Raw genomic sequence first — 20,826 nt, forward strand, 5'->3', positions numbered from 1 at the left:
AGCCCTGTCCTGCCTCCTGCTGCCCTTCGGCACGCTGGCGGCCTGGGCGGCGTACGGCCTCACCGACACCGGCCGTTACGTCACCACGATGGCGCCGCTGGCCTCCGACCCGGCCGTGCAGGCCGCGGTGGCGGACACGGTCGGCGACGACATAGTGCGCCGCACGCCCGCGCTGCACGGCATGGACCCGTACGTGCGGGACGCGGTCCGCTCGTTCACCGCGACCCGCGCCTACCGGGCGGCCTGGAACGCGGGCAACGAGGCCGCGCACACCGCCGTCATGACGGCGCTGCACGACGACCGCGACCGCGCGGTCACCGTGGACCTGGCGCCCGTCGCCGCCAGCGTCCGGCATCAATTCGCAGCGGAGAACATGCCGTTCGCCCACCGGGTCCCGGTCACGCACGCGCGGGTCGCGCTGCTGCCGGCCGCCGATCTGGCCACCCTCCGCAAGGGCTACCACGTGCTCGACATCGCCGCGTTCTGGCTGCCCCTCGCGGCCGTCGCCCTCGCGGTCACCGGGATCGCCGTCGCCGCCTGCCGCCGCCGCGCCCTCATCGCGACGGCCCTCGGCACGGCGCTGGGCGGCGCCCTCCTCGTCCTCGCGGTGGCCGTCGGCCGCCGCCTCACCCTCACGGACCTGCCCGACCCGGCCCACCGCCCGGCCGCGGGCGCCATCTACGACGCCCTCACCTCCCCTCTGCGCACGGCGTCCTGGCTGCTGGTGGCCCTGGGGCTGACGCTGGCGGCGACGATCCACCTCGCCCACGCGACCCGCCGCCGCGCCCTCACCGCGTACGCCGACGCCGCGCCCACGCACCACCCGACTCCGCTGGTCGCAACACCCCTCACCCCGGAGCAACCCCTCACCCTCCCTGCCCTCCCTGCCCTCACTGCCCTCCCTGCCCTTCCCGATCCCCCTCCCGCGCCACCCCCGCCAGCACCCGCAACGCCCAGCCCAGTTCCTCCTCGCCCGCCGACGCGAGGCCGAGGCGGACGGCGTTCGGGGTGCGGTGGGGGGCGAGGGTGAAGGCGGTGCCCGGGGTGACCGCGATGCCGCGGGCGGCGGCCGCGGCGGTGAAGGTGTCCGCGCGCCAGGGCGCGGGCAGCTCCCACCAGGCGAAGTAGGCGTGCGGGTCGGTCCGTACGGTGAAGCCGCTCAGGCACTCGGCGAGGATCCGCTGCCGCCGCGCGGCGTCCTCCCGCTTCGCGGCCACCAGCCGCCCCACCGTCCCGTCCCCGATCCACCGCACCGCCGCCTCCAGCGCGAACCGCCCCGCGCTCCAGCCCCCGGACCGCACCGCCGCCGCCACGGTCTCCGCCCGCCCCTCCGGTACGACGAGGAAGCCGACGCTCAGCCCGGGCGCGACCCGCTTGGACAGCCCGTCGACGACATGGGTGAGGCCGGGGGCGTACGCGGCGAGCGGGGTGTCGTCGGGGCGGAGGAAGGACCAGATGCGGTCCTCGACCACGGGGAGGTCCAGTTCCTCCACCGCGCGCGCCAGCGCGGCCGACCGCCGTTGGCTCGTCCTCGTCGACGTCGGGTTGTGCAGGGCGGGCTGGAGGTACAGCGCGGAGAGGGAGGCGGTGCGGTGGGCCGCGGTCAGGGCGTCCGGCCGGAGGCCCTCCGCGTCGCAGGCGATCGGCACCAGCGTGATGCCCAGCCGGGCGGCGATCTCCTTGACCAGCGGATACGTCAGCTCCTCCACCCCGACCCGGCCGCCCGCCCGGACCAGGGAGGCCAGAGCCGCGGCGATGGCCTGGCGGGCGTTGCCGGTGAAGAGGAACCGCCCCGGGTCGGGGCGCCAGCCGGGCACGGCGAGCAGTGCGGCCGCCGCCTCCCGCGCGGCGGCGGTCCCCGTGGCGGCGGCCGGCCGCAGCGCCTCCGTCAGCACGTCCGGCCGCAGCACGGCGGCGAGGGAGGGCGCGAGCAGCTCCGACTGGCCGGGCGCGGAAGGATAGTTGAGCTCCAGGTTCACCGGCGCTGCCGTGGCCCGCTCGATGAGCCCCCGCCCGCGCGGCACGTCCGGCGCCGCCCGCACGAAGGTGCCCCGTCCGACCTCGCCCACCACCAGCCCGCGCCGCACGAGTTCGCCGTACACGCGCCCCGCCGTGGAGGCGGCGATGCGGTGCCGGCGTGCGAACCAGCGCTGCGGGGGCAGCCGCTGGCCGGGCGCGAGCCGCCCGGAGGCGATGTCGGCGGCGATGCGGTCGGCGATGACCCGGTAGTCGCCCATGTGTCCGTCCCCTCCCCGTCGGGATTGCACCGAGGGCAAAGATTCCATTGCACCGAGAAGTTGACCAACCCTAGGGTCGACACATGGCACCCTTCCTCGCATACGAGGACAAAGGCGCTGATACCGTGCGCCCTCCTCTCGTCCTCGTCCACGGCCACCCCTTCGACCGCAGCATGTGGAACCCGCAGATCGAGGCCTTCCGCACCACCCGGCGGGTGATCGCCCCCGATCTGCGCGGCTACGGCGCGTCCCCCGTCCACCTGGGCGTCGTGCCCCTGTCCCGGTTCGCGGAGGACATCAGGGAGCTGCTCGACGCGCTGGCGGTGGACACCTTCGTCCTGGCCGGGCTGTCGATGGGCGGCCAGATCGCCATGGAGTGCTACGACCGTTTCGGCGACCGCGTCCGGGGCCTGGTCCTCGCCGACACCTTCCCCACGGCGGAGACCCCCGCCGGCAAGGCGGCCCGGCGGCGGACGGCCGACCGGCTGCTGGCCGAGGGCATGCGCGGCTACGCCGACGAGGTGCTGGAGAAGATGGTCGCGCCGTACGCCGACGACGACGTCAAGGCCCACGTCCACCGCATGATGACGGCCACCTCCCCCGAAGGTGCCGCGGCGGCCCTCCTCGGCCGCGCCGAACGCCCCGACTACCGGGCCCTGCTGACCCGGGTCACCGTCCCCGCGCTGGTCGTGGTCGGCACGGACGACGAGTTCACCCCGGTCTCGGACGCCGAGGCGATGCACGCGGCCCTGCCGGACTCCGAGCTGTGCGTGATCGACGGCGCGGCCCACATGCCGAACCTGGAACGGCCGCGGGAGTTCAACGCGGCCCTGGCGAAGTTCCTGGAGCGGGTGGACGGCGGCAGGTGAACTCCGGGGCTCTCCGCGAGGGTCCCGGTAATCCTTCGCGGGCGCGGCCCCCGCCCGGATACCGTCGCCCCCCATGAGCAGCACAACGACCCTCTGGCGCCCCACCGGACCCGAGGAACTGGCCCTGGTGGAGGCCTCCGGCTGGACCGCGTGGCCGCCGCGGCTGCCCGAGCAGCCGATCTTCTACCCGGTGCTGAACGAGGACTACGCCGTCCGCATCGCCCGGGACTGGAACGTCCCGGCCTCCGGCGTCGGTTACGTCACCCGCTTCGAGGTCGACAGCGCGTTCCTCGAGCGGTATCCGGTGCGCCAGGCGGGCGGAGCGACCATCCTGGAGCTCTGGGTGCCGGCGGAGGAGCTGGATGAGTTCAACGCGCACATCGTCGGGCGTATCGAGGTCGTCCGGGAGTTCCGCTGACGTGCCCGGCCGACGGTGGCGGGTCGCCGCGTGGGGCGCGGGGCTGCTGTTCGCCGGGGTGAGCGCGGTCGTCGGCTGCCGGGCCGCCGACACCGACGCGACGACACCTGTGCCGCAGGCGCTGGCGTTCCTGCCGTGGCTGCTCGTGCCCACCGGCCTCGGGCTGCTGCTGTCCCTCATGGCCCGCTGGTGGACGGGGCTGGTGTGGGGCGTCGTCCTGCTCGGGACGCTCGCCTGGTTCATCGAGCCGTACGGCACGGGCGGCGAGCCGCGGGGGCCGGCGGTGGCACGGCTGCGGGTGCTCACCTCCAACGTCGAGTTCGGCCGGGCCACCGAGCACCTGATCGCCGCCGTCCGCCGCGAGAAACCGGACCTGGTGTTCGTGACGGAGTGCGAGTACGGCTGTCAGGCGGCGGTACGGCGGGAACTCGGCGGCGCCTACCCGCACCGGCGGGCCGTCGCGGGGCACACCTCGGTCGGGTCGGTCGTCCTCAGCCGGTTCCCGCTGACGCCCGCCCCGGCCGTGCCCGGCCGCATGGGCATGCCCGGCGCCGTCGCCGACGTCGACGGGCGTCCCGTACGGCTCCAGCTGGCGCACCCCAAGCCGCCGCTGCCCCGCCAGGTGTCCCTGTGGAAGGAGGAGCTGGGGCGGCTGCGGGACTTCGCCGACGCCCACCGCGACGACGGCCCCCTGATCCTCGCCGGCGACTTCAACGCCTCCCAGGACCACGCCGCCTTCCGCCGCGTCCTCGACACCGGGCTGCGCTCCGCCGCCCGCCTGGCCGGCCGGCACCGCGAGCCCAGCTGGCCCACCCGCACGACCCCGACGTTCGGCACGCAGATCGACCACGTCCTCGTCTCGGAGGAGTTCTCCGCGAGCCGCGCCCGCTTCCTCGACCTCCCCGACACGGACCACCGGGCACTGCTGGTCGACCTGAGCCTGCACCGGGATCGGTGAACAGGCAGGGGGCGCGCGGCACACCGTCGACGCCGGGCCGCCCGCCCCCTGCCGAAAACGTACGGCCGTCAGTTACACGCCGATGTCACAGCCGTCCGCCCGCCACACGGCCACGACCGCCGGCCGCACGAGCTTGCCGGGCCCGTCGGGCCAGACGCTCGCCGGCTTCTCCACGCTCGCGCCGTTGACCTCGCCCGGATGCTGCACGGCCACCAGCACCCGCCGGTCCTGCACCAGCGGGCCGCAGGTCTCCGCCCCGACCGGCACGGTCAGGAACTGCTTCAGCTCACCCCGCCGCGCGCCCCGCGTGGCGACACCGAAGAGACCGTCGTGCGAGCCGAGCTGGTTGCCGTCCGTGGAGATCCACAGGTTGCCGTGCGGGTCGAAGGCCACGTTGTCCGGGCAGGAGATCGGGCTGACGTCGTCCTTCGGGAAGCCCGCGAAGTACGTCGCCGGGTCGTCCGGGTCACCGGCGACGAGGAACAGCGTCCACGCGAACTTCTTGCTGTCGGCGCGGTTCCAGCGCTCGGTCAGCTCCAGGACGTGGCCGTGCTTGTTGGCGTTGCGCGGATTGGCCTCGTCGGCCTTGGCGTTCGTCCCGACACCGCGGTTGGAGTTGTTGGTGAGGGCGACGTACACCTTGCCGGTGTGGGGGTTGGGCTCGATGTCCTCGGGCCGGTCCATCTTCGTCGCGCCGACCTTGTCACCGGCGAGCCGCGTGAAGACGAAGACCTCCTCCGCCGTCATGCCCTCGACGTGCGACACGGCGCCGTCGGCGGTCGCGGTGGCCAGCGGGATCCACTCGCCGCTGCCGTCGAACTCGCCGTCGCCCGGGAGCTTGCCGGTCCCGTCGATCTCGATCGCGGGGGAGTCGCCGGTGAGCTTGGCGACGTACAGCGTGCCCTCGTCGAGCAGCGACAGGTTGTGCTCGCGGACCGCCCGCGACGAGCCCTTCTTCATCCGCTTGCTGCCGACGAACTTGTAGAAGTAGTCGAACCGCTCGTCGTCGCCGGAGTAGATCACCGGGCGGCCGTCCTCGGTCAGCCGCACCGTCGCGCCCTCGTGCTTGAACCGCCCGAGCGCGGTGTGCTTGCGGGGCGTGGAGGTCGGGTCGTACGGGTCGAGCTCGACGACGTAGCCGAAGCGGTGCGGCTCGTTGGGCTCCTGGGCGACGTCGAAGCGCTTGTCGAACCGCTCCCACTTGCGCTCCGTCGCCCCGGTGCCGAGCCCGTACCGCTTGTCGGTCGCGCGGCCGGCGTTGGCGAAGTACTGGTTGAAGTTCTCCTCGCCGTGCAGCGTCGTGCCCCAGGGGGTGGTGCCGCCGGCGCAGTTGTTGAGGGTGCCCAGCACCTTGGTGCCGGTCGGGTCGGCGGAGGTCTTCAGCAGGTCGGAGCCGGCGGCGGGCCCGGTCAGCCGGAACTCGGTGGTGGCGGTGATCCGCCGGTTCAGCGGGTGCCGGGGCACGGCGACCAGCCGGCCGGTCCTGTGCTCGCCCTCCACCACGACGGCGGACAGGCCGTGCGCGGCCCAGGCGATCTCGACCTGCTCGCGGGTCGGGTTGGCGGCGTCGTAGCCGCGGAACATCAGCACCTCGTCGGTGTACTCGTGGTTCGCGACGAGGAGCTGCCGGTTGCGCTCGCCCGGGAGGGGCAGCAGCGCGAGGAAGTCGTTGTTGTAGCCGAACTGGCCGGCCTGGGCGGCCGCGGTCTGCTTCTCCGGGTCGAAGGCCGGCGCCCCGCGCAGGATCGGCTCGCCCCAGCGGATGACGACGTTCTGCCGGTAGCCGTCCGGGACGGTCACCGCGTCGGCGGTGTTCGGCGCGACGGGCGTGAAGCGCAGGCCGCGCGCGCCCGCGGACGGTTTTTTGGACACCGTCGCCGCGGATCCGGTGCCCGTGGCGGGTGCGGCGTGCGCCGGGCGGGCCCCGCCCACGGCGGCCGTACCGGCGGCGGCCGCGACGGTGACGACGGCGGCGGCCCGCATCATCGAACGGCGGTTGATCGCTCCCGCGATCACATCGCCGACGTACTCGTTGTCGCTGGTGTTGGGCACCTCGTGGAAGCAGGCGTCACCACACCGGAAACGACAGGTCAGGGCGGATCGCCCGCCGGGATGTGACTGGGACGGCGTTCCGATCAGCGGCAGCAGCTTGCGCACCTTGATTCTCCCCTTGCGTGCCCGTGGTGTGAGCGTGACGGTAGGGGTACGTATGTGCGGAAGCGCGGACGCTGAGTGAACGAGGGGTGAATCCCCGGGAGCCACAAGGGTGTTGTGCGGGCGGCTGCGGCGCGTCCCTGACACGGCCGAAGGCACTATTGACACTCCCCCGTCCGCCCGCTCCCCCCTCCCCAAGATCGCCACGTGGGGCGGCTAACCTTACGTGTCCGTCCTGGCCAGGGATTGACGGGCATCAACTCACGCGAAGGGTTGCGCACATGGGCATTCTCACTCTCCTGCGGAACGCGTTCGGCCGGTCACGCAAGGTACACACCGCCGAGGCAGAGGGTGCGGAACGGATTCCTTCGCAGGCAGAAGCCACGGAGCCGACGCCGACGGAGACCACGCCGACGCCGACGCCGACGGCGGAGGCGGCGGAGGCGCAGGCGACGACGGCCGAGGCGGTGAAGCCGCAGGCCCCCGCCCCCCACGTCCCCGACCCCCGCTCGGCCACCGACGAGGAGCACGAGCTGGTCGCGGCGGCCTTCGACAACGTCACGGTCCCGAACCCGTCCCGCCCCCGCGAGCCCGAACCGACGGCGCCCGCGACGACGGAAGAGCAGGCCACCGCGGTCACGGAGGCCCCGAAGCCGACGGCCGAGAAGCCGGAGCCGGTCGCCGAGGTGGCGGACCCGGAGCCCGTGCAGGTGGCCGAGAAGCCGGAGCCGGTCGCCGAGGTGGCGGACCCGGAGCCCGTGCAGGTGGCCGAGGAGACGGAGCCGGTGGCCGAGGTGGCGGCTCAGGCCGCCGATGAGCCCGAGGGCACGCCGGCCGTCGAGGAGACGGCCCCCGAGGCCGAGCCCGAGGCGCAGCCCACGGCCGAGCAGGCCGAGGACGAGCCGGTGGCCGTCACGGAGACGCCGACCCCGGCCGTCGACGAGCCCGAGGCGGCGACGTCCACGGAGGAGCCCGAGACCGAGGCCGAGCCGGTCACGGAGACCCCGGCCGCCGAGGAGCCCGCTGCCGAGAAGCCCGCGACGGACGAGCCCACGGCGGAGGAGCAGGACGCGGAGGAGCCCACCGCGGACGCCCCGGCGACGGAGGCCCCGGCCGCCGAGGAGCCCGCTGCCGAGGAGGCCGTTACCGAGGAGCCCACCGCGGAGACCCCGGCGACGGACGAGCCCGCCGAGGAGCCCGTCGCCGAGACCCCGGCCGTCGAGGAGTCCCCCGAGGCTGCCGAGGAGGCGCCGTCGAAGGTGGAGCCCGAGGCGGAAGCCGAGGAGGCCACCCCGGCGACGGAGGAAGCCCCGGCCCCGGTGACCGCCGAGGAGGCCCCGGCGGAGCCGGCGGCCGAGGAGGCCACGCCGGAGACGGAGACGGAGCCCGAGGCCACGCCGACCGCCGAGGAGACGGCCCCCGAGGCCGAGCCCGAGGCCACCCCCGAACCGGCCGCGGCCGACGAGCCCATCCCCGAGCCCCAGGCCGAACCCGAGCCCACCCCCGAACCGGTCGCCGCCGCAGCCGCCGCCGCAGCCGCGCCCGCGATCCCGTCGCACCTCACCACCGCCCACCGGGCGGCCCGCGACGCGCTGGAGAAGGCGGGGCTGCTCGACGCCCGGGCGCACGTGTACCTCGTTCTCGACCGCTCCGCGTCCATGCGCCCGTACTACAAGGACGGCTCCGCTCAGGCCCTCGCCGACCAGACGCTGGCGCTCGCCGCCCACCTCACCCCGCAGGGCACAGAGACCAAGGTCCACGTCGTCTTCTTCTCGACGGAGGTCGACGGCACCGCCGACCTCACCCTCGCCGACCCCGAGAACAGGATCGACGAGCTGCACGCGGGCCTGGGCCGCATGGGCCGTACCAGCTACCACGCCGCCGTCGAGGCCGTCGTCAGCCACCACGAGAAGCACAGCGAGGGCCCCGCCCTGGTCGTCTTCCAGACCGACGGCGCCCCGGACGCCAAGACCCCCGCCACCCAGTCCCTCACCGACGCCGCGAAGAACCACCCCGCCGTCTTCTTCTCCTTCGTCGCCTTCGGTGAGCACGACAACAAGGCCTTCGACTACCTCCGCAAGCTGAAGAACGACAACACGTCGTTCTTCCACGCGGGCCCGGCCCCCCGGGAGCTCACCGACCAGGAGCTCTACGAGGGCGCCCTCGCCGGCTGGCGGCCCTGACCGGCCGCATCCCCCCGTAACCCGCCGTAACCCGCCGCACCTGCGGAACAGCGTCACGGGGCCGCCCCTTCCCACCCCTTAAAACGGGAAGCGGGCGGCCCACCCCTGTCGGCTACGATTTCAAGGTTCGCAAAACGACCGACCTGGGAGCAGCCCGCGATGGCTCGACACCTCATCACCAGCGCCCTTCCGTACATCAACGGAATCAAGCACCTGGGCAACATGGTGGGGTCCATGCTCCCGGCGGACGTGTACTCCCGGTACCTCCGCCAGCGCGGCCACGACGTCCTCTACATCTGCGCGACGGACGAGCACGGCACCCCCGCCGAGCTGGCCGCGAAGGAGCAGGGCCTCCCGGTCGACGAGTTCTGCGCGCAGGCGCACGACGCGCAGAAGGCGGTCTACGACGGCTTCGCGCTCGCCTTCGACTACTTCGGCCGCAGCTCCAGCCGGCAGAACGTCGAGATCACCCAGCACTTCGCCCGCCGCCTGAAGGAGAACGGCTTCATCGAGGAGCGGGCGATCCGCCAGGTGTACTCGCCCACCGACGGCCGTTTCCTCCCGGACCGCTACGTCGAGGGCACCTGCCCCCACTGCGGCTACGACAAGGCCCGCGGCGACCAGTGCGAGAACTGCACCCGCGTCCTGGACCCGACCGACCTGATCGACCCGCGCTCCGCGATCTCCGGCTCCACGGACCTGGAGGTGCGGGAGACCAAGCACCTCTTCCTCCTCCAGTCCAAGCTCCAGCACGAGGTCGAGGAGTGGGTCGCCCGCCACGAGGACGACTGGCCCCAGCTGGCCTCCTCCATCGCCCGCAAGTGGCTGAACGAGGGCCTGCACGACCGCGCGATCACCCGTGACCTCGACTGGGGCGTCCCGGTCCCGGCCGACACCTGGCCGGAGCTGGCGGCGGAGGGCAAGGTCTTCTACGTCTGGTTCGACGCGCCGATCGAGTACATCGGCGCGACGAAGGAGTGGGCGGACCAGGACCCGGAGAACCGCGACTGGAAGTCCTGGTGGTACGAGGCCGACGACACGGTCCGCTACACCGAGTTCATGGCGAAGGACAACGTCCCCTTCCACACCGTGATGTTCCCGGCCACCGAGCTGGGCGTGCGCGAGCCGTGGAAGAAGGTCGACTACGTCAAGGCGTTCAACTGGCTGACGTACTACGGCGGCAAGTTCTCCACGTCGCAGAAGCGGGGCGTCTTCACCGACCAGGCGCTGGACATCCTGCCCGCCGACTACTGGCGCTACTTCCTGATCGCCAACGCCCCCGAGTCCGACGACTCGTCCTTCACCTGGGAGCACTTCACGGCCACGGTCAACAAGGACCTGGCCGACACCCTCGGCAACTTCGTCAACCGCGTGCTGTCCTTCTCGAAGAAGCGCTTCGGCGACGAGGTGCCGCAGGGCAGGGCCGCCGGTGAGGCGGAGGCGCGGCTCGGCGAGCAGATCGCCGAGCTGCTCGCCGAGTACGAGGCGCAGATGGAGGCGCTCCAGTTCCGCAAGGCGGCCGCCGCCCTGCGTGCCCTGTGGTCCGCGGGCAACTCCTACCTGGAGGAGAAGGCCCCCTGGCTGGAGATCAAGACCGACAAGGAGGGCGCGGCCCTCACGCTGCGCACGGCGATGAACCTGATCCACCTCTACGCGGTGGTCTCGGAGCCGTTCATCCCGGCCACGGCGAAGACGATGCGCGCGGCGTTCTCCCTGTCCGACGACACGGCGACCTGGGTCACGCCCGACGAGGCCCGCGCCCTCACCGCCGTCCCCGCCGGCACCCCCTTCACCGTCCCGCCGGTCCTCTTCGCCAAGCTGACGGACGAGGACCTGGAGGCGTACAAGGAGCGCTTCGGCGGCGACCCGGCGTAAGACACCGAGGCGCCACGGCCCGGAAAGCCCTCAAGGCTTCCCGGGCCGTCACCGTGGAGTCAGTTCCCCGACGCGTACACCACGAAGTCCGCCCAGGCTTCCGGAGCCAGCGCGAGGCGGGGGCTGGCGTCACGGTGCTTGGAGTCACGGACGTGGACGGTGCGGGGCGCTATCGCGACCTCGACGCAGGAGTCGCCCTCGTTGCCGTCGCTGTAGCTGCTCTTGAACCACGCCAGTTCGGAGGCGTCTCCGGCGGAGGGCTTGCGGATCATGTCTCTCCCAGCAGTTGCTCAATGAAGGCCAGCGACTCCCGAGGCGGGAGAGCCTGAGCCCGGATCGTGCCATACCGCAGCTCAAGAATGTGTACCTGCCTCGGGTCCGAGACGGGACGCCCGTTGAACGCCCCGTCGGAGCGTCCTGTCGCCGTACCGTCCGCGAACTTCAGCAGCTCAAGCCTTCCGTCCAGACCAGGATGGACCTCAACGTGGGTAGGCATCACCTGAAGTGTGACGTTACGCAACCGGCCCACCTCCAACAGGCGTTCGAGCTGCTGCCGCCACACCATTGTGCCTCCCAACGGGCGTCGCAACAGGGTCTCTTCCAGCACGAAACCGAGTGCGGGGGCGGGGTCCCGCTCGAAGATGGAATGGCGAGCGACACGAGCGGCCACCAACCGCTCCACCTCGGCTTTCGAGTACGGCGGTTGCCTCGACTCGAATGCGGCACGAGCGTGCTCCGGCGTCTGCAACAACCCGTTGATGCTGTTGCAGACGTAGATCCCGATCTCTACGGCCTTCTCCTCCATGTCGGCCAGATCCCGCACCTTCTTCGGGTACCGGACCTTCTCCACGTCCTCCTTCATCGCGGAGATCAGCCCACCCGCCCCCAACACCTCGTCCGCCATGTCCAGATACTCGGGCCGAGGGATCCGCCGCCCGCCCTCGATCTTGCGGACCATGTCCTCGCCGTACCCCACCGCCGTACCGAACTCGGCGGCCCGCATCCCCACCGCCTCCCGCCGCAGCTTCAACTGCCGCCCCACGGTGGCGACAACGGCCACACCCCACTCGTCGTCCGGATCCACCTCCCACCCCGGCTCGTCCGCCTCTGTCCTGAGCCGACCTGCCTCCGTGTCCACCGACATGCTCCGCGCCGCCCCTCCGTCGTACCGCGTCGTACCAGCCACGCCCCTACCCGTACGCACCGCCCCGACAAGCCCGGACACCACCGGACAACACCTGGGCAGTCACCGTACGCAACGGGATCGTCACTCCTCACGGTAAGCAGATCCAGCCACACAGAGTGACGTGATGCGGAAACTCGCTGGGCTCAGCGCGACAGAGCACCACCCAGACATGCGACGGCCCTCGCCGGGACTAGCGATCCCTGCGAGGGCCTGACCACCGTCGCCCCGCCGACCAGGCCGACGGGGCGAAACAACAGGGACCGAATCGACCGACGGCGTCAGCGGCCCCCTCGGGCATGCCCTCGTGGGTCGGACCGGTCAGTCCTCCGCCTGAACGACCCCCCTCCGCTCGTCGGCGCGGTCGGCGGGCCGGCGGGCGCTGCCACGGGTGCGGAGCCGGTCGGCCGCGACTCCGGCGGCGGCCAGCAGGGCGCTCGCGCCGAGCGATCCGAGGAACGGCGGCAGCGTGTCACGCAGCAGTGAGCGCTCGGTCGCCGTGTCCGGGCGCGTCACCGAGGACGGTGGCGGGGAAACCGCCGTCGCCGGGCCGGTGGAGAAGAGGAACAGACCGAGCGTGCACAGACACGCCAGGAACGCGCGGTGCGAACGGTACCGCAGTACCGTCCCCCGGCTACCGCTTTGCCCGGGAAAAGCCCCACGCGAGCCCGTCCGTCGTAGCTTGAACATGTCGCCCCTTTGAATGAAGTGGGTGGGAGAGACCGGGCCGTCGCGGACCAGCGGGCAGCAGGGAGCGCGGCCCGGTCTCGGCCGACCGGCCCATGGATGACCAGCCGGTCCTTCAAGTCGACACCCGCCGATAGGGGCGCTGACGCGTCTGACGGGGCAGATCTTCGACTGTCGCGCTCTGACACGCGCCCCCGCGCGCCGTCTGCCAAACGGCTGACATATGGGATGCTCTGGCCCTCTCGGTCTGACACAGCTTTGACACAGCGGAGGAGCCACGGCCATGGCGTCAGGGGCGCCGGATGAGCAGGAGCCACCAGGTGCGCTGCACCGCATCGCGCGCGAGGTGGCCGCCCTGCGCGTGTCCGCGGGCAACCCCTCGCTGCGCCGGATCGAGACGCTCGTCAGCGAGAACGAGAAGGTGGCGACCGCCAGCCGTCAGACGATCTCCGTCATCCTCCGGGCCCGGCAGCGGACCCGGCTGGACACGCTGCGCGCCGTGGTGCGTCAGCTGGTGCGGCTGGACGGCGCGAACGGGACGCCGGAGCACGAAAAGCGCGTCTGGTCCAGGATCGAAGGCCTGTGGTACGACGCGCTGCGGGAGGAGAAGTCGGGTGGCGCCCCGGACACCACCGAGGCCAGCCGGCGCTTCGCCGCCCGGATGCGGGAGAGCGTCTTCGGTCCGCTGGGCGGCGACTTCGACGTCATCGGCGACCGGCTGCGCCGGCTCCTCTCCGCCGGGGAACCGGACGACGGAGTGACCCCGGCCGCGCTGTCAGGCGTCGCCCAGGGCACGCGGACACCGCGGCGCCGGGAGGTCGTGCTCCTCCTGGACCTGTTGGCGCGGGACGGCCGGCCGCTGTCCCCCGAGGACCGCCAGGCCCTCCTCCTCGACTACGTCGACGTGCTCCGGCGCTGCGCCCCGTCCCTGTACGACCAGTTCATGACGGACGAGATGCTGGACGCCTACCGTGACCACACGGTGTGGCTCGTAGCCCACGCGGTGGACGCCGAACGTGAGGAGCGGCGGCGTCAGAAACTGTCACACCGCGCCGACCGGGCACGTCTCACCGCCCGGGTGAAGCGCCTGGAAGGCGACGCGGCCGCCGCCCGGGACCAGGCGACCCGCGCCGATGTCGCGCTCGTGTCCCTGCGGGAGGAGCGCGACCGGCTCGCCGCGCTGACGACGGCGCAGCAGGCGGCCGACTCCCTGCCCTCGTGGGGCAGCCTGGCGCCGCAACCCGTCATCGCGGACGTCAAGGACCCGGGCGCACAGTACGACTACTCGGCGTTCGCCGCCGACCCGCTCTTCTCTGACAGCACCTCTGACACCTATGACTGCTATGCCGCGTACATGGCGGCGCCCGAAACCGTCCGCCCCGACGGCTACGACAGCCCGCCCTGGGCCGGCTTCGACACCTCCGCGTACGACGATGCCTACGGCGATGTGTACGACGATGCGTACGGCGCCGTCGGCCGCTGGCCGATGTACGGCGTGGCACGCCGGCGGCTGATGATCGTGCCGTTCCCGGCCGCGCCGCTGCCGGACGTGCCGCCGCCGGACCTGGCTCCGGCCCTGCCCGAGCCGGAGCCGGAGCCGGTGGGCGCGTCCCCCGGTTCGCGCAGGCTGCTGCGCACGCTCGTCGCGCCTTTCCGGCGGAGCAGCGGACGGCACGCGCGAGGCCGTCAGAGCTGATCCGCCGGCACCGGTCACCGGGGGGCGCGGCCGTCAGGTGGCTGTCAGGGCCGACGTCAGGCCGTCAAGAAGCCGGTGCAAGGGGCCGTCACTTCAGGACGCCCGCGCCCGTCGTCGTGGCCAGCGCGGTGGGCAGGCTCTTCGCCGACGCCTCCAGGCCCGCCGTCAGGGTCGGCGTCCAGTTCACCGTCGTCTTCAGGTCCTTCGACGAGGCGGCGTTGTACGCGGCGACCAGGTCGGTGACCGTGCCGTTGACCAGGTTGCCGGAGCCCTTGACCGCGCCGGTGCCGTCGCCGCTGAGCACCTTGGCGGCCTTCGCGCCGGACGGCAGCTTCCAGTAGTTGTTCTCGGCGACGACCTGGGCCTTGGCGCGGGAGTTGATGCTGTACTGCGGCGCGTACCCGTTGAGGGTCGTGACGTCGTAGTAGTTGTTGTAGATGTGGATCTGGCCGACGCGGGCCAGGGGGGCGCGCTGGACGATGCCCTTCCACACGTTGTGGTGGAGGGAGACGCGCAGCTTGCCGGCGGGCTCGCTGTCGCTGCCGCCGATCAGCATGGTCTTGTCGTGGCAGTTGAAGAGGTTGCGGGAGACGGTCACCAGGTCGGAGCTCTTGGTGATGTCCAGGGCGCCGTCGTGGATCTGGTACTCGCGACCGTAGTAGGTCGGGTTGGCCGTGTCGAAGTGCGGGGCGTCGGTGAAGGTGTTGTGGTCCGCCCAGACGTGGGTGGCGCCGCGCAGGGTGACGGAGTCGTAGTTGGAGTTCCAGTTGCCCTTGTCGCCGTCGGTCGGGTCCCACTGCGGGAAGCAGTCCTCGGTGGCGGCGAAGGTGAGGTTGCGGACGATGACGTTGTCCACGTTCTGGATCTGCACCATGCCGCCGGTGATGCCCGCGCCGGTGCCGGGCACGCCCACGATCGTCGTGTTGGCGGGGACCTTGAAGACGATGTTCTTCGCCTGGTTCTTCTGCGCGGCGGCGCGGGCCGTCTCCTGCGTGCCCGAGGGCAGCTTGGAGCGGCCGTAGGTGGCGGGGTCGTACGCCTTCAGGTACGCCGACAGCGAGTAGCCGGTGCCCTTCGCGTAGTCGGCGCAGGTCAGCTTCTTTCCGGCGTCAGTGGTGTTGGCGTCGATCATGCCCTTGACCTTGATGATCCGGGGCGTGGTGTCGGTGGCCGAACCCAGCGCCTTCACGAGCTGGGCGCGGGTGGAGACGGTGAAGGTGTGGGCGGCGTCGGCCTTCGCGCCCCCGGTGGTCCCCGTGCCGGAGGACGCCCAGCCGTCCTTGGCGGCGAGCGTCTGGTGGTACAGGTCGGCGGCACCGGCGTTGGCGTTCATCACGAACACACCGGCGCCGACCCCGGCGGCCACGACGGCGGCGGAGACGACGAGCGTGCGCCGCGTACGGAGGGACCGGCGGTGGGTGGGAGCTGCCACGGAGGAGTCCTTACGAGTGGGTCGATCAAGCCTTACGCCCCGTCAGTGGCCGCCCGTTCGTGAAGAGTTGCCGCACGGGCGGAGATTTTTTCTCCGCCCCCTCCGCCTCACGATCAAACACCTTCACGATTCCCTCACGCCCACCGTAAGGTGCCCTCAGGGGGCGGACGGCCCTCAACGGGGAGGGAACACCACACATGGGCCGATCAGCCCTGCCGCCGCGCCGTCGTGCCGCGGCCGCCGCACTCGTCACCGTCTCGCTCGTCCTCACCGGCACCGCCGCGCTCCCGGCCGCGCCGGCCGCCGCCGCGACCGCGCTGCCGCCGTGGACCGGCCCGGCCACCCTGTCCACCGAGCGGTCCTACGCCCAGGAGGTCGTCGTCACCTCGAACGGCACCGCCGTGGCCCTGTGGTCCGAGTCGGTCGCCGACAACACCCCGCGCACGCTCTACACCGCCGTCCGCGCCGCCGGCGGCGACACCTGGAGCGCGCGGGCGGTGCTCGCCACCGATGTCGGCGAGGTGCGGGCCGTGGCCCGGACGGACGGCTCGGTCGCCGCGCTGTGGACCGAGGGCCGGACCTCCAGCACCACGGGGGCGGTACGGCTGGTCGCCGCCGTCCTGTCCGCCGGGCCGTCGCCGGTGTGGTCACCGCCCGCCGAGCTGGTCGGCACGGCGCAGAACCTGGAGGTCGACGAGCTCGACCTGGCGGCCGGTCCCGGCGGGGCGGTCGCCGCCGTGTGGCGGTCCAGTGTGCCGAGGGCCTACGCCGGTGAGGCGTACGCGGCGACGCTGGGCGCCGACGGGAGCTGGACGGCCCCGGTGAAGGTCAGCAACGCCTCGGCGTACGGCGGGCCCTCCACCAAGCCGCAGATCGCCCGGCCGCAGATCGTGACCGACGCGCAGGGCGGGCTCGTCGTCGCCTACTGGATGAACGCGGGCGGGATCGTCAAGCTGATGACCACCGCCCGGCCCGCCGGGGCGGAGGCCTGGCAGACCCCGCAGCCGCTCGCCGACGGCGTCCGCCGGCCGGCGCTGGCCGCCGGCCCGGACGGCTCGGCCCACCTCGTGTGGCAGGCCCGCGACGGCGGGGCCTTCCAGTACGTGCGCCGCGCCGACGCGTCCCACGAGTGGAGCCTCCCGCAGTCCACCGGGTCCGACGTCGGTGAACCCACCTGGGACGCGCCGGAACCGCTGGCCGCGCCCGACGGCGACGTCACCCTCGTCTGGCCGGACAGCGCCAGCGCCACCAAGGGCGTGCGGACCACCACCCTCGACACCTCCAGCGGCCTGTGGTCACCGCCGAGGAACCTGAGCACGACGTACGTCGGCCGCACGTACGACACGTCGGTCGCGCCGGACGGGTCCGTCCATGTGCTGTGGACGCAGAACCTGTCGAGCCAGTACGAGGGTCTGTTGCAGGCCACGCTCGCCGACGGCACCTGGTCGGACGCCCGCCGGGTCGGCGGCTCCTACCAGACCGTGGACGGCCTGATCACGGCCCGTTCGGCGACCGACGTCACCGCCCTGTGGGACTGGTCGTACGACACCGGCAGCCACGGCGTCCAGGCGTCCCGCACCGCCTGGCCGAAGCTCGCCGTGACGGCGGCCTCGGTCCCGCAGAGCGTCAACCTCAGGACCGGCGGGTGGGCGCCCACCTGGCAGACGAACACCGCCGTCACCTCGTGGACCCTCACCCTCACCGACGGCGCCGGCCGTACCGTGCGCAGCCTCACCGGCGCCCCGGGCTCCACCTCCGTCGCGGCCTCCTGGAACGGCCGCACCACCAGCGGCGCGCTCGCCCCCAACGGCCGCCTGAACTGGACCCTCAAGGCCGTCCAGTCCGGCTCCGGCACCACGTCCACCCTGGCGACCGGCACGGTGACGGTCAGCGGCGGCGCGGCGGTCCACCGCGACTTCGGCGGCCGCGACCGCACCCCCGACGGAGTGGGCGACGTCCTCCTGCTGACCTCCGCCGGCCGGTTCCACTTCGCGCAGGGCACGGGCGGCGGCGGCTTCGAGCTCGGCGACGTCGGCACCGGCTGGCCGACCACCGCCAAGGCGGTGCCGTTCGGTGACCTCAGCGGCGACCGCTGCAACGACGTCCTGGTCCGCCTCGGGGACGCCCTGCGCCTGTCCAAGCCGGCCTGCGGCGCGCCCCTGGCCTCCGCCACGCCGTACAAGACCCTCTTCACCACCGGCTGGAAGCAGTACGACGTCCTGACCTCCCCCGGTGACATCACCAAGGACGGCCGCCCCGACCTCATCACCCGCAACGCCGCCACCGGCGCGGTCTACCTGCACAAGGGCACCAGCACCGGCACCCTGGCGGCCCGGGTGAAGCTGTACGGCGACTGGCGCTCCTACAAGAAGGTCGTCGGCGTCGGCGACCTGAACGGCGACGGCATCGGCGACCTGCTCGCCCAGGACAAGGGCAACAACCTGTACCGCTACCTCGGCACCGGCAGCGGCACCTTCACCGCCCGCGTCAGGCTCTTCACCGACTGGGGCGGCACCTACAACACGGTCATCGGCGCCGGCGACATCAACCGCGACGGCAGGGCGGACCTCGTCGCCCGCGACAGCGGCGGCTACCTCTACCGCCAGTACGGCACCGGCACGGGCACCTTCGGCGCCCGCGCCCTGATCAGCAAGGGCTGGGGCACGTACATCGCCTTGTCCTGACGCCGCCCGACCCCGACCGGCGGCCGTACCGCGCCACGCGCCCCTCAGCGCAGTACGGCCGCCAGCAGGTCGGTGCCCAGCGCCGTCACGCCCGGGAGATCGAGGGTGTAGCGGACATGGCGTCCGTTCCGCCGGGACGTGAGCAGGCCCGCGCGGCGCAGGACGGCGAGGTGGCGGGAGACCTCCGGGAGGGAGAGTCCCCAGACGTGGGCCAGCTCGCCGGTGGTGTGCGGGCCGCGGGCCAGGGTGCGCAGCAGCCGCAGCCGTACCGGATGGGCGAGCGCCTCCAGCCGCAGGGTGACCGTTTCCAGCGACACCGGCTCCTGCGAAGGGCTCGGCTCGGCCACGGGGTACTGCACCACCGGGTGCCACCCGGGCGCGTGGACCGCCACCAGGTGCGGGCGGCCGAAGACGCTGGGGATGAAGGTGACCCCGGTGCCATGGGCGGTGGTCGCCTTGTCCTGCAACTTGTCCACGATGATGCAGTCGCCGTCCGGTGCCAGGGTGACCGCGCCGGAGACCGACGCGAGGGCCGGTCCGAGGCCCTGACGCTTCAGCAGGTCGTTCTTCAGACGCAGGTCGGTGGCGAGCCGTACGGCGGCGCCCGCCCAGGCGGCGTCGAAGAAGGCCTCGGCGCACTGTTCGAGGGTGTGGCGCACCCGCGCCCGCACCGCGGCCGGGTCCGCGAGCATCCGTTCCGCGAAGGCCTCCTGCGCCGCGCCACGGGCCTGGGCCAGGTCGAGCGCCCGCCTGCGCGCGGTCGCGTCGGTGAGCGGCGACGGCGCGGGGAAGCGGACCCGGTCGCTGCCGCACGTGGTGACGAGCGCGGCCGTCACATAGATGTCGTCGTCGATCCGGTCCACGTCGTCCAGTTCCTCGGCGAGGGTCGGCCGGGGCCGGGCGGGGATCAGGAAGTCGGCCTGTGAGGAACGCCAGAGGAACTCCGACTCCCGGAGCCGCTCGGCCAGCTCCGGCCGCAGCCCGGCCCAGACGTCCCCGGCCCAGCCGGCGAGCTGCGGATGGTGCCCGGGTTCGGCCAGCACGTGCAGCATCGCGGTCAGCTCGGCCAGCGGTGAGGCGGCGAACCGCACGCGCTCGGACGGCAGTCCGCCGATGTGGATCCTCAACGTCATCCACGCATCATCACCGCCCGGACGGCCGGCTACGGCGTCGGTTGACGGTGTCCGTCAACCGACGTGCCCTCGCCGGCCACCGGACGCACCGTGTGACGCCATGACGATCACCACCGAGTTCCGGCCCCGAGCCCTCGTCCGTGCCTTCGGGGGCTCCCGCTATGCCGTCTCCCTGGCCGTGGACGCGCTCGGCACCGGCCTGCTGCGGCCCTTTCTGCTGCTCTACGGGGTGACGGTGCTGAGGCTGTCCGCTCCGGTCACCGGTGCCGCGATGACGGCCGCCGTCGTCGCGGGTCTGGTGTGCATGCCCGCGGTGGGCCGATGGCTGGACCGGGGCGCGCGCAGCACGGTCGTGGCGGCGTCGATGCTGGTGCGGGTGGTGGGCGTGGCGGTGCTGCTGGCCACCCCGGCGGGGCACGTCTGGCTGTTCGCGACGGCGGCGCTCCTCCTCGGCGTCGGCAACCAGGCCTGGCCGGCCGCCCACGCGGCCGTGGTGGCCACGGTCACCCACGGCCGGGAGCGCGACGCCGCTCTCGCGGCAGGACGCGCCCTGCGCAACGCCGGCCTGGGCGTAGGCGCGCTCATCGCCACCGCGTGCCTGGCGGGCGGCACCACCGCGTTGCGGACCCTGGCGGCCGTCACCGGGCTCGCCTGTCTGGTGGCGGCCGTCCTGGCATGGTCGGTCCGCCTCCCCGCGGATGCGACCGCTGCCGCTGCCACGGACATGGCCGCCGGGCCCGCCCCCCGGATGCGCTCGCTCCTGGCCGCCAACGTCGTCTACGCGTTCTGCCTGAACATCCCGGAGATCGCGCTCCCACTGATCCTGGTGACACAGCTGGACGCGTCCCCGGTGTGGTCGGCGGGCATCTTCGTGGCCAACACGGTGCTGGTGGTCACCCTTCAGGTGCCGGTCACCGTCCTGCTGTCCCGCTTCTCCCGGCGGACCACGCTGGTGCTCGCCGGTCTGGTCCTCACCGCGTCCTACCTCGGCTTCCTCGCGGCCACCTCGCTGGGCGACGGCTGGGGCGCCCCCGCCGTCGCCGCGGTGTCCGTCGTGTGCACCCTCGGCGAGATCATCTACGCCGGCAGCGCCACCGCGCTCGTCACCCACCTCGCCCCGGCCCACGCCCTGGGCCGCGCCCTCTCCCGCTTCGAACTCTCCACAGGCGTCAGCCTCGCCCTCTCCCCCACGATCATCACCACCCTCACCCCCACCCTCCTCTGGACCACCCTGGCCACCACGACCCTCCTCGCCACAACAGCGCTCGCCCACTGAGCTGACCTGGTAAGGCCCCGGGCATGGAAAAGTGGGGCCCG

15 protein-coding genes are annotated in these 20,826 nt (G+C 72.8%); 8 read left to right on the plus strand and 7 right to left on the minus strand.

What is annotated here, in order from left to right:
• Positions 1 to 890: 890 nt before the first annotated feature.
• Positions 891 to 2,237 carry a PLP-dependent aminotransferase family protein gene (locus ALMP_RS11660; protein ID WP_264926788.1) on the minus strand — a complete coding sequence of 449 codons (1,347 nt, stop codon included), beginning with the start codon at positions 2,235 to 2,237 and terminating at the stop codon, positions 891 to 893.
• 83 nt (positions 2,238 to 2,320) lie between these two features.
• Between ALMP_RS11660 and ALMP_RS11665 the strand changes: the two genes are divergently transcribed.
• From ALMP_RS11665 to ALMP_RS11675, 3 genes are all read left to right on the plus strand, one after another.
• Positions 2,321 to 3,106: an alpha/beta fold hydrolase gene (locus ALMP_RS11665; protein WP_264926791.1), complete on the plus strand. Its 786-nt coding sequence runs from the start codon at positions 2,321 to 2,323 to the stop codon at positions 3,104 to 3,106.
• Positions 3,107 to 3,179: 73 nt separating this feature from the next.
• A complete protein-coding gene (locus ALMP_RS11670; protein WP_264926793.1) occupies positions 3,180 to 3,524 on the plus strand; it encodes a hypothetical protein in 345 nt (114 codons plus the stop codon).
• Positions 3,469 to 4,482, plus strand: coding sequence for an endonuclease/exonuclease/phosphatase family protein (locus tag ALMP_RS11675; RefSeq protein WP_375803469.1), 1,014 nt, complete (start codon positions 3,469 to 3,471; stop codon positions 4,480 to 4,482). Before ALMP_RS11670 ends, ALMP_RS11675 begins: the two co-directional genes overlap by 56 nt.
• A 72-nt stretch (positions 4,483 to 4,554) precedes the next feature.
• Here the strand turns inward: ALMP_RS11675 and ALMP_RS11680 are convergent, their stop codons facing one another.
• Complete coding sequence (locus ALMP_RS11680; protein WP_264926799.1) at positions 4,555 to 6,639, minus strand: PhoX family phosphatase; 2,085 nt, start codon at positions 6,637 to 6,639, stop codon at positions 4,555 to 4,557.
• A 278-nt stretch (positions 6,640 to 6,917) separates the two neighbouring features.
• On the opposite strand from ALMP_RS11680, the gene ALMP_RS11685 reads away from it, so the two are divergent.
• Together ALMP_RS11685 and metG are read left to right on the plus strand one after the other, a co-directional pair.
• Positions 6,918 to 8,819: a VWA domain-containing protein gene (locus tag ALMP_RS11685; RefSeq protein ID WP_264926802.1), complete on the plus strand. Its 1,902-nt coding sequence runs from the start codon at positions 6,918 to 6,920 to the stop codon at positions 8,817 to 8,819.
• Between the two features lie 159 nt (positions 8,820 to 8,978).
• On the plus strand, positions 8,979 to 10,694 hold the full coding sequence (gene metG / locus ALMP_RS11690) for a methionine--tRNA ligase (RefSeq protein ID WP_264926804.1): 1,716 nt from the start codon (positions 8,979 to 8,981) through the stop codon (positions 10,692 to 10,694).
• Positions 10,695 to 10,753: 59 nt separating this feature from the next.
• Here metG and ALMP_RS11695 read toward each other — a convergent pair whose 3' ends face one another.
• The 3 genes from ALMP_RS11695 to ALMP_RS11705 form a co-directional block, all read right to left on the minus strand.
• Positions 10,754 to 10,966, minus strand: coding sequence for a DUF397 domain-containing protein (locus tag ALMP_RS11695; RefSeq protein WP_264926806.1), 213 nt, complete (start codon positions 10,964 to 10,966; stop codon positions 10,754 to 10,756).
• Entirely contained in the window at positions 10,963 to 11,838 is an 876-nt protein-coding gene (locus ALMP_RS11700) for a helix-turn-helix transcriptional regulator (RefSeq protein WP_264926808.1), read from the minus strand. The genes ALMP_RS11695 and ALMP_RS11700 overlap by 4 nt, the downstream gene beginning before the upstream one ends.
• 360 nt (positions 11,839 to 12,198) lie before the next feature.
• Positions 12,199 to 12,393 carry a hypothetical protein gene (locus ALMP_RS11705; RefSeq protein WP_264926810.1) on the minus strand — a complete coding sequence of 65 codons (195 nt, stop codon included), beginning with the start codon at positions 12,391 to 12,393 and terminating at the stop codon, positions 12,199 to 12,201.
• Positions 12,394 to 12,847: 454 nt separating this feature from the next.
• On the opposite strand from ALMP_RS11705, the gene ALMP_RS11710 reads away from it, so the two are divergent.
• Positions 12,848 to 14,260, plus strand: coding sequence for a hypothetical protein (locus ALMP_RS11710; RefSeq protein ID WP_264926812.1), 1,413 nt, complete (start codon positions 12,848 to 12,850; stop codon positions 14,258 to 14,260).
• Positions 14,261 to 14,348: 88 nt separating this feature from the next.
• On the opposite strand, the gene ALMP_RS11715 is transcribed toward ALMP_RS11710, so the two are convergent.
• The gene (locus tag ALMP_RS11715; protein ID WP_309299458.1) at positions 14,349 to 15,692 is read right to left on the minus strand and encodes a polysaccharide lyase family 1 protein; all 1,344 of its coding nucleotides are present in this window, start codon (positions 15,690 to 15,692) and stop codon (positions 14,349 to 14,351) included.
• Between the two features lie 197 nt (positions 15,693 to 15,889).
• Here ALMP_RS11715 and ALMP_RS11720 point away from each other — a divergent pair, with 197 nt between their 5' ends.
• Positions 15,890 to 18,376 (plus strand): FG-GAP-like repeat-containing protein, encoded by a 2,487-nt coding sequence (locus tag ALMP_RS11720; protein ID WP_264926814.1) that lies wholly within the window; start codon positions 15,890 to 15,892, stop codon positions 18,374 to 18,376.
• A 44-nt stretch (positions 18,377 to 18,420) separates the two neighbouring features.
• On the opposite strand, the gene ALMP_RS11725 is transcribed toward ALMP_RS11720, so the two are convergent.
• Positions 18,421 to 19,509 carry a DUF5937 family protein gene (locus ALMP_RS11725; protein WP_264926816.1) on the minus strand — a complete coding sequence of 363 codons (1,089 nt, stop codon included), beginning with the start codon at positions 19,507 to 19,509 and terminating at the stop codon, positions 18,421 to 18,423.
• A gap of 100 nt (positions 19,510 to 19,609) precedes the next feature.
• On the opposite strand from ALMP_RS11725, the gene ALMP_RS11730 reads away from it, so the two are divergent.
• Complete coding sequence (locus ALMP_RS11730) at positions 19,610 to 20,785, plus strand: MFS transporter (protein ID WP_264926818.1); 1,176 nt, start codon at positions 19,610 to 19,612, stop codon at positions 20,783 to 20,785.
• Positions 20,786 to 20,826 lie beyond the last annotated feature (41 nt).

Origin of the sequence: Streptomyces sp. A012304 (genome assembly GCF_026008495.1) — a bacterium.
Taxonomy (GTDB): Bacteria; Actinomycetota; Actinomycetes; order Streptomycetales; family Streptomycetaceae; genus Streptomyces.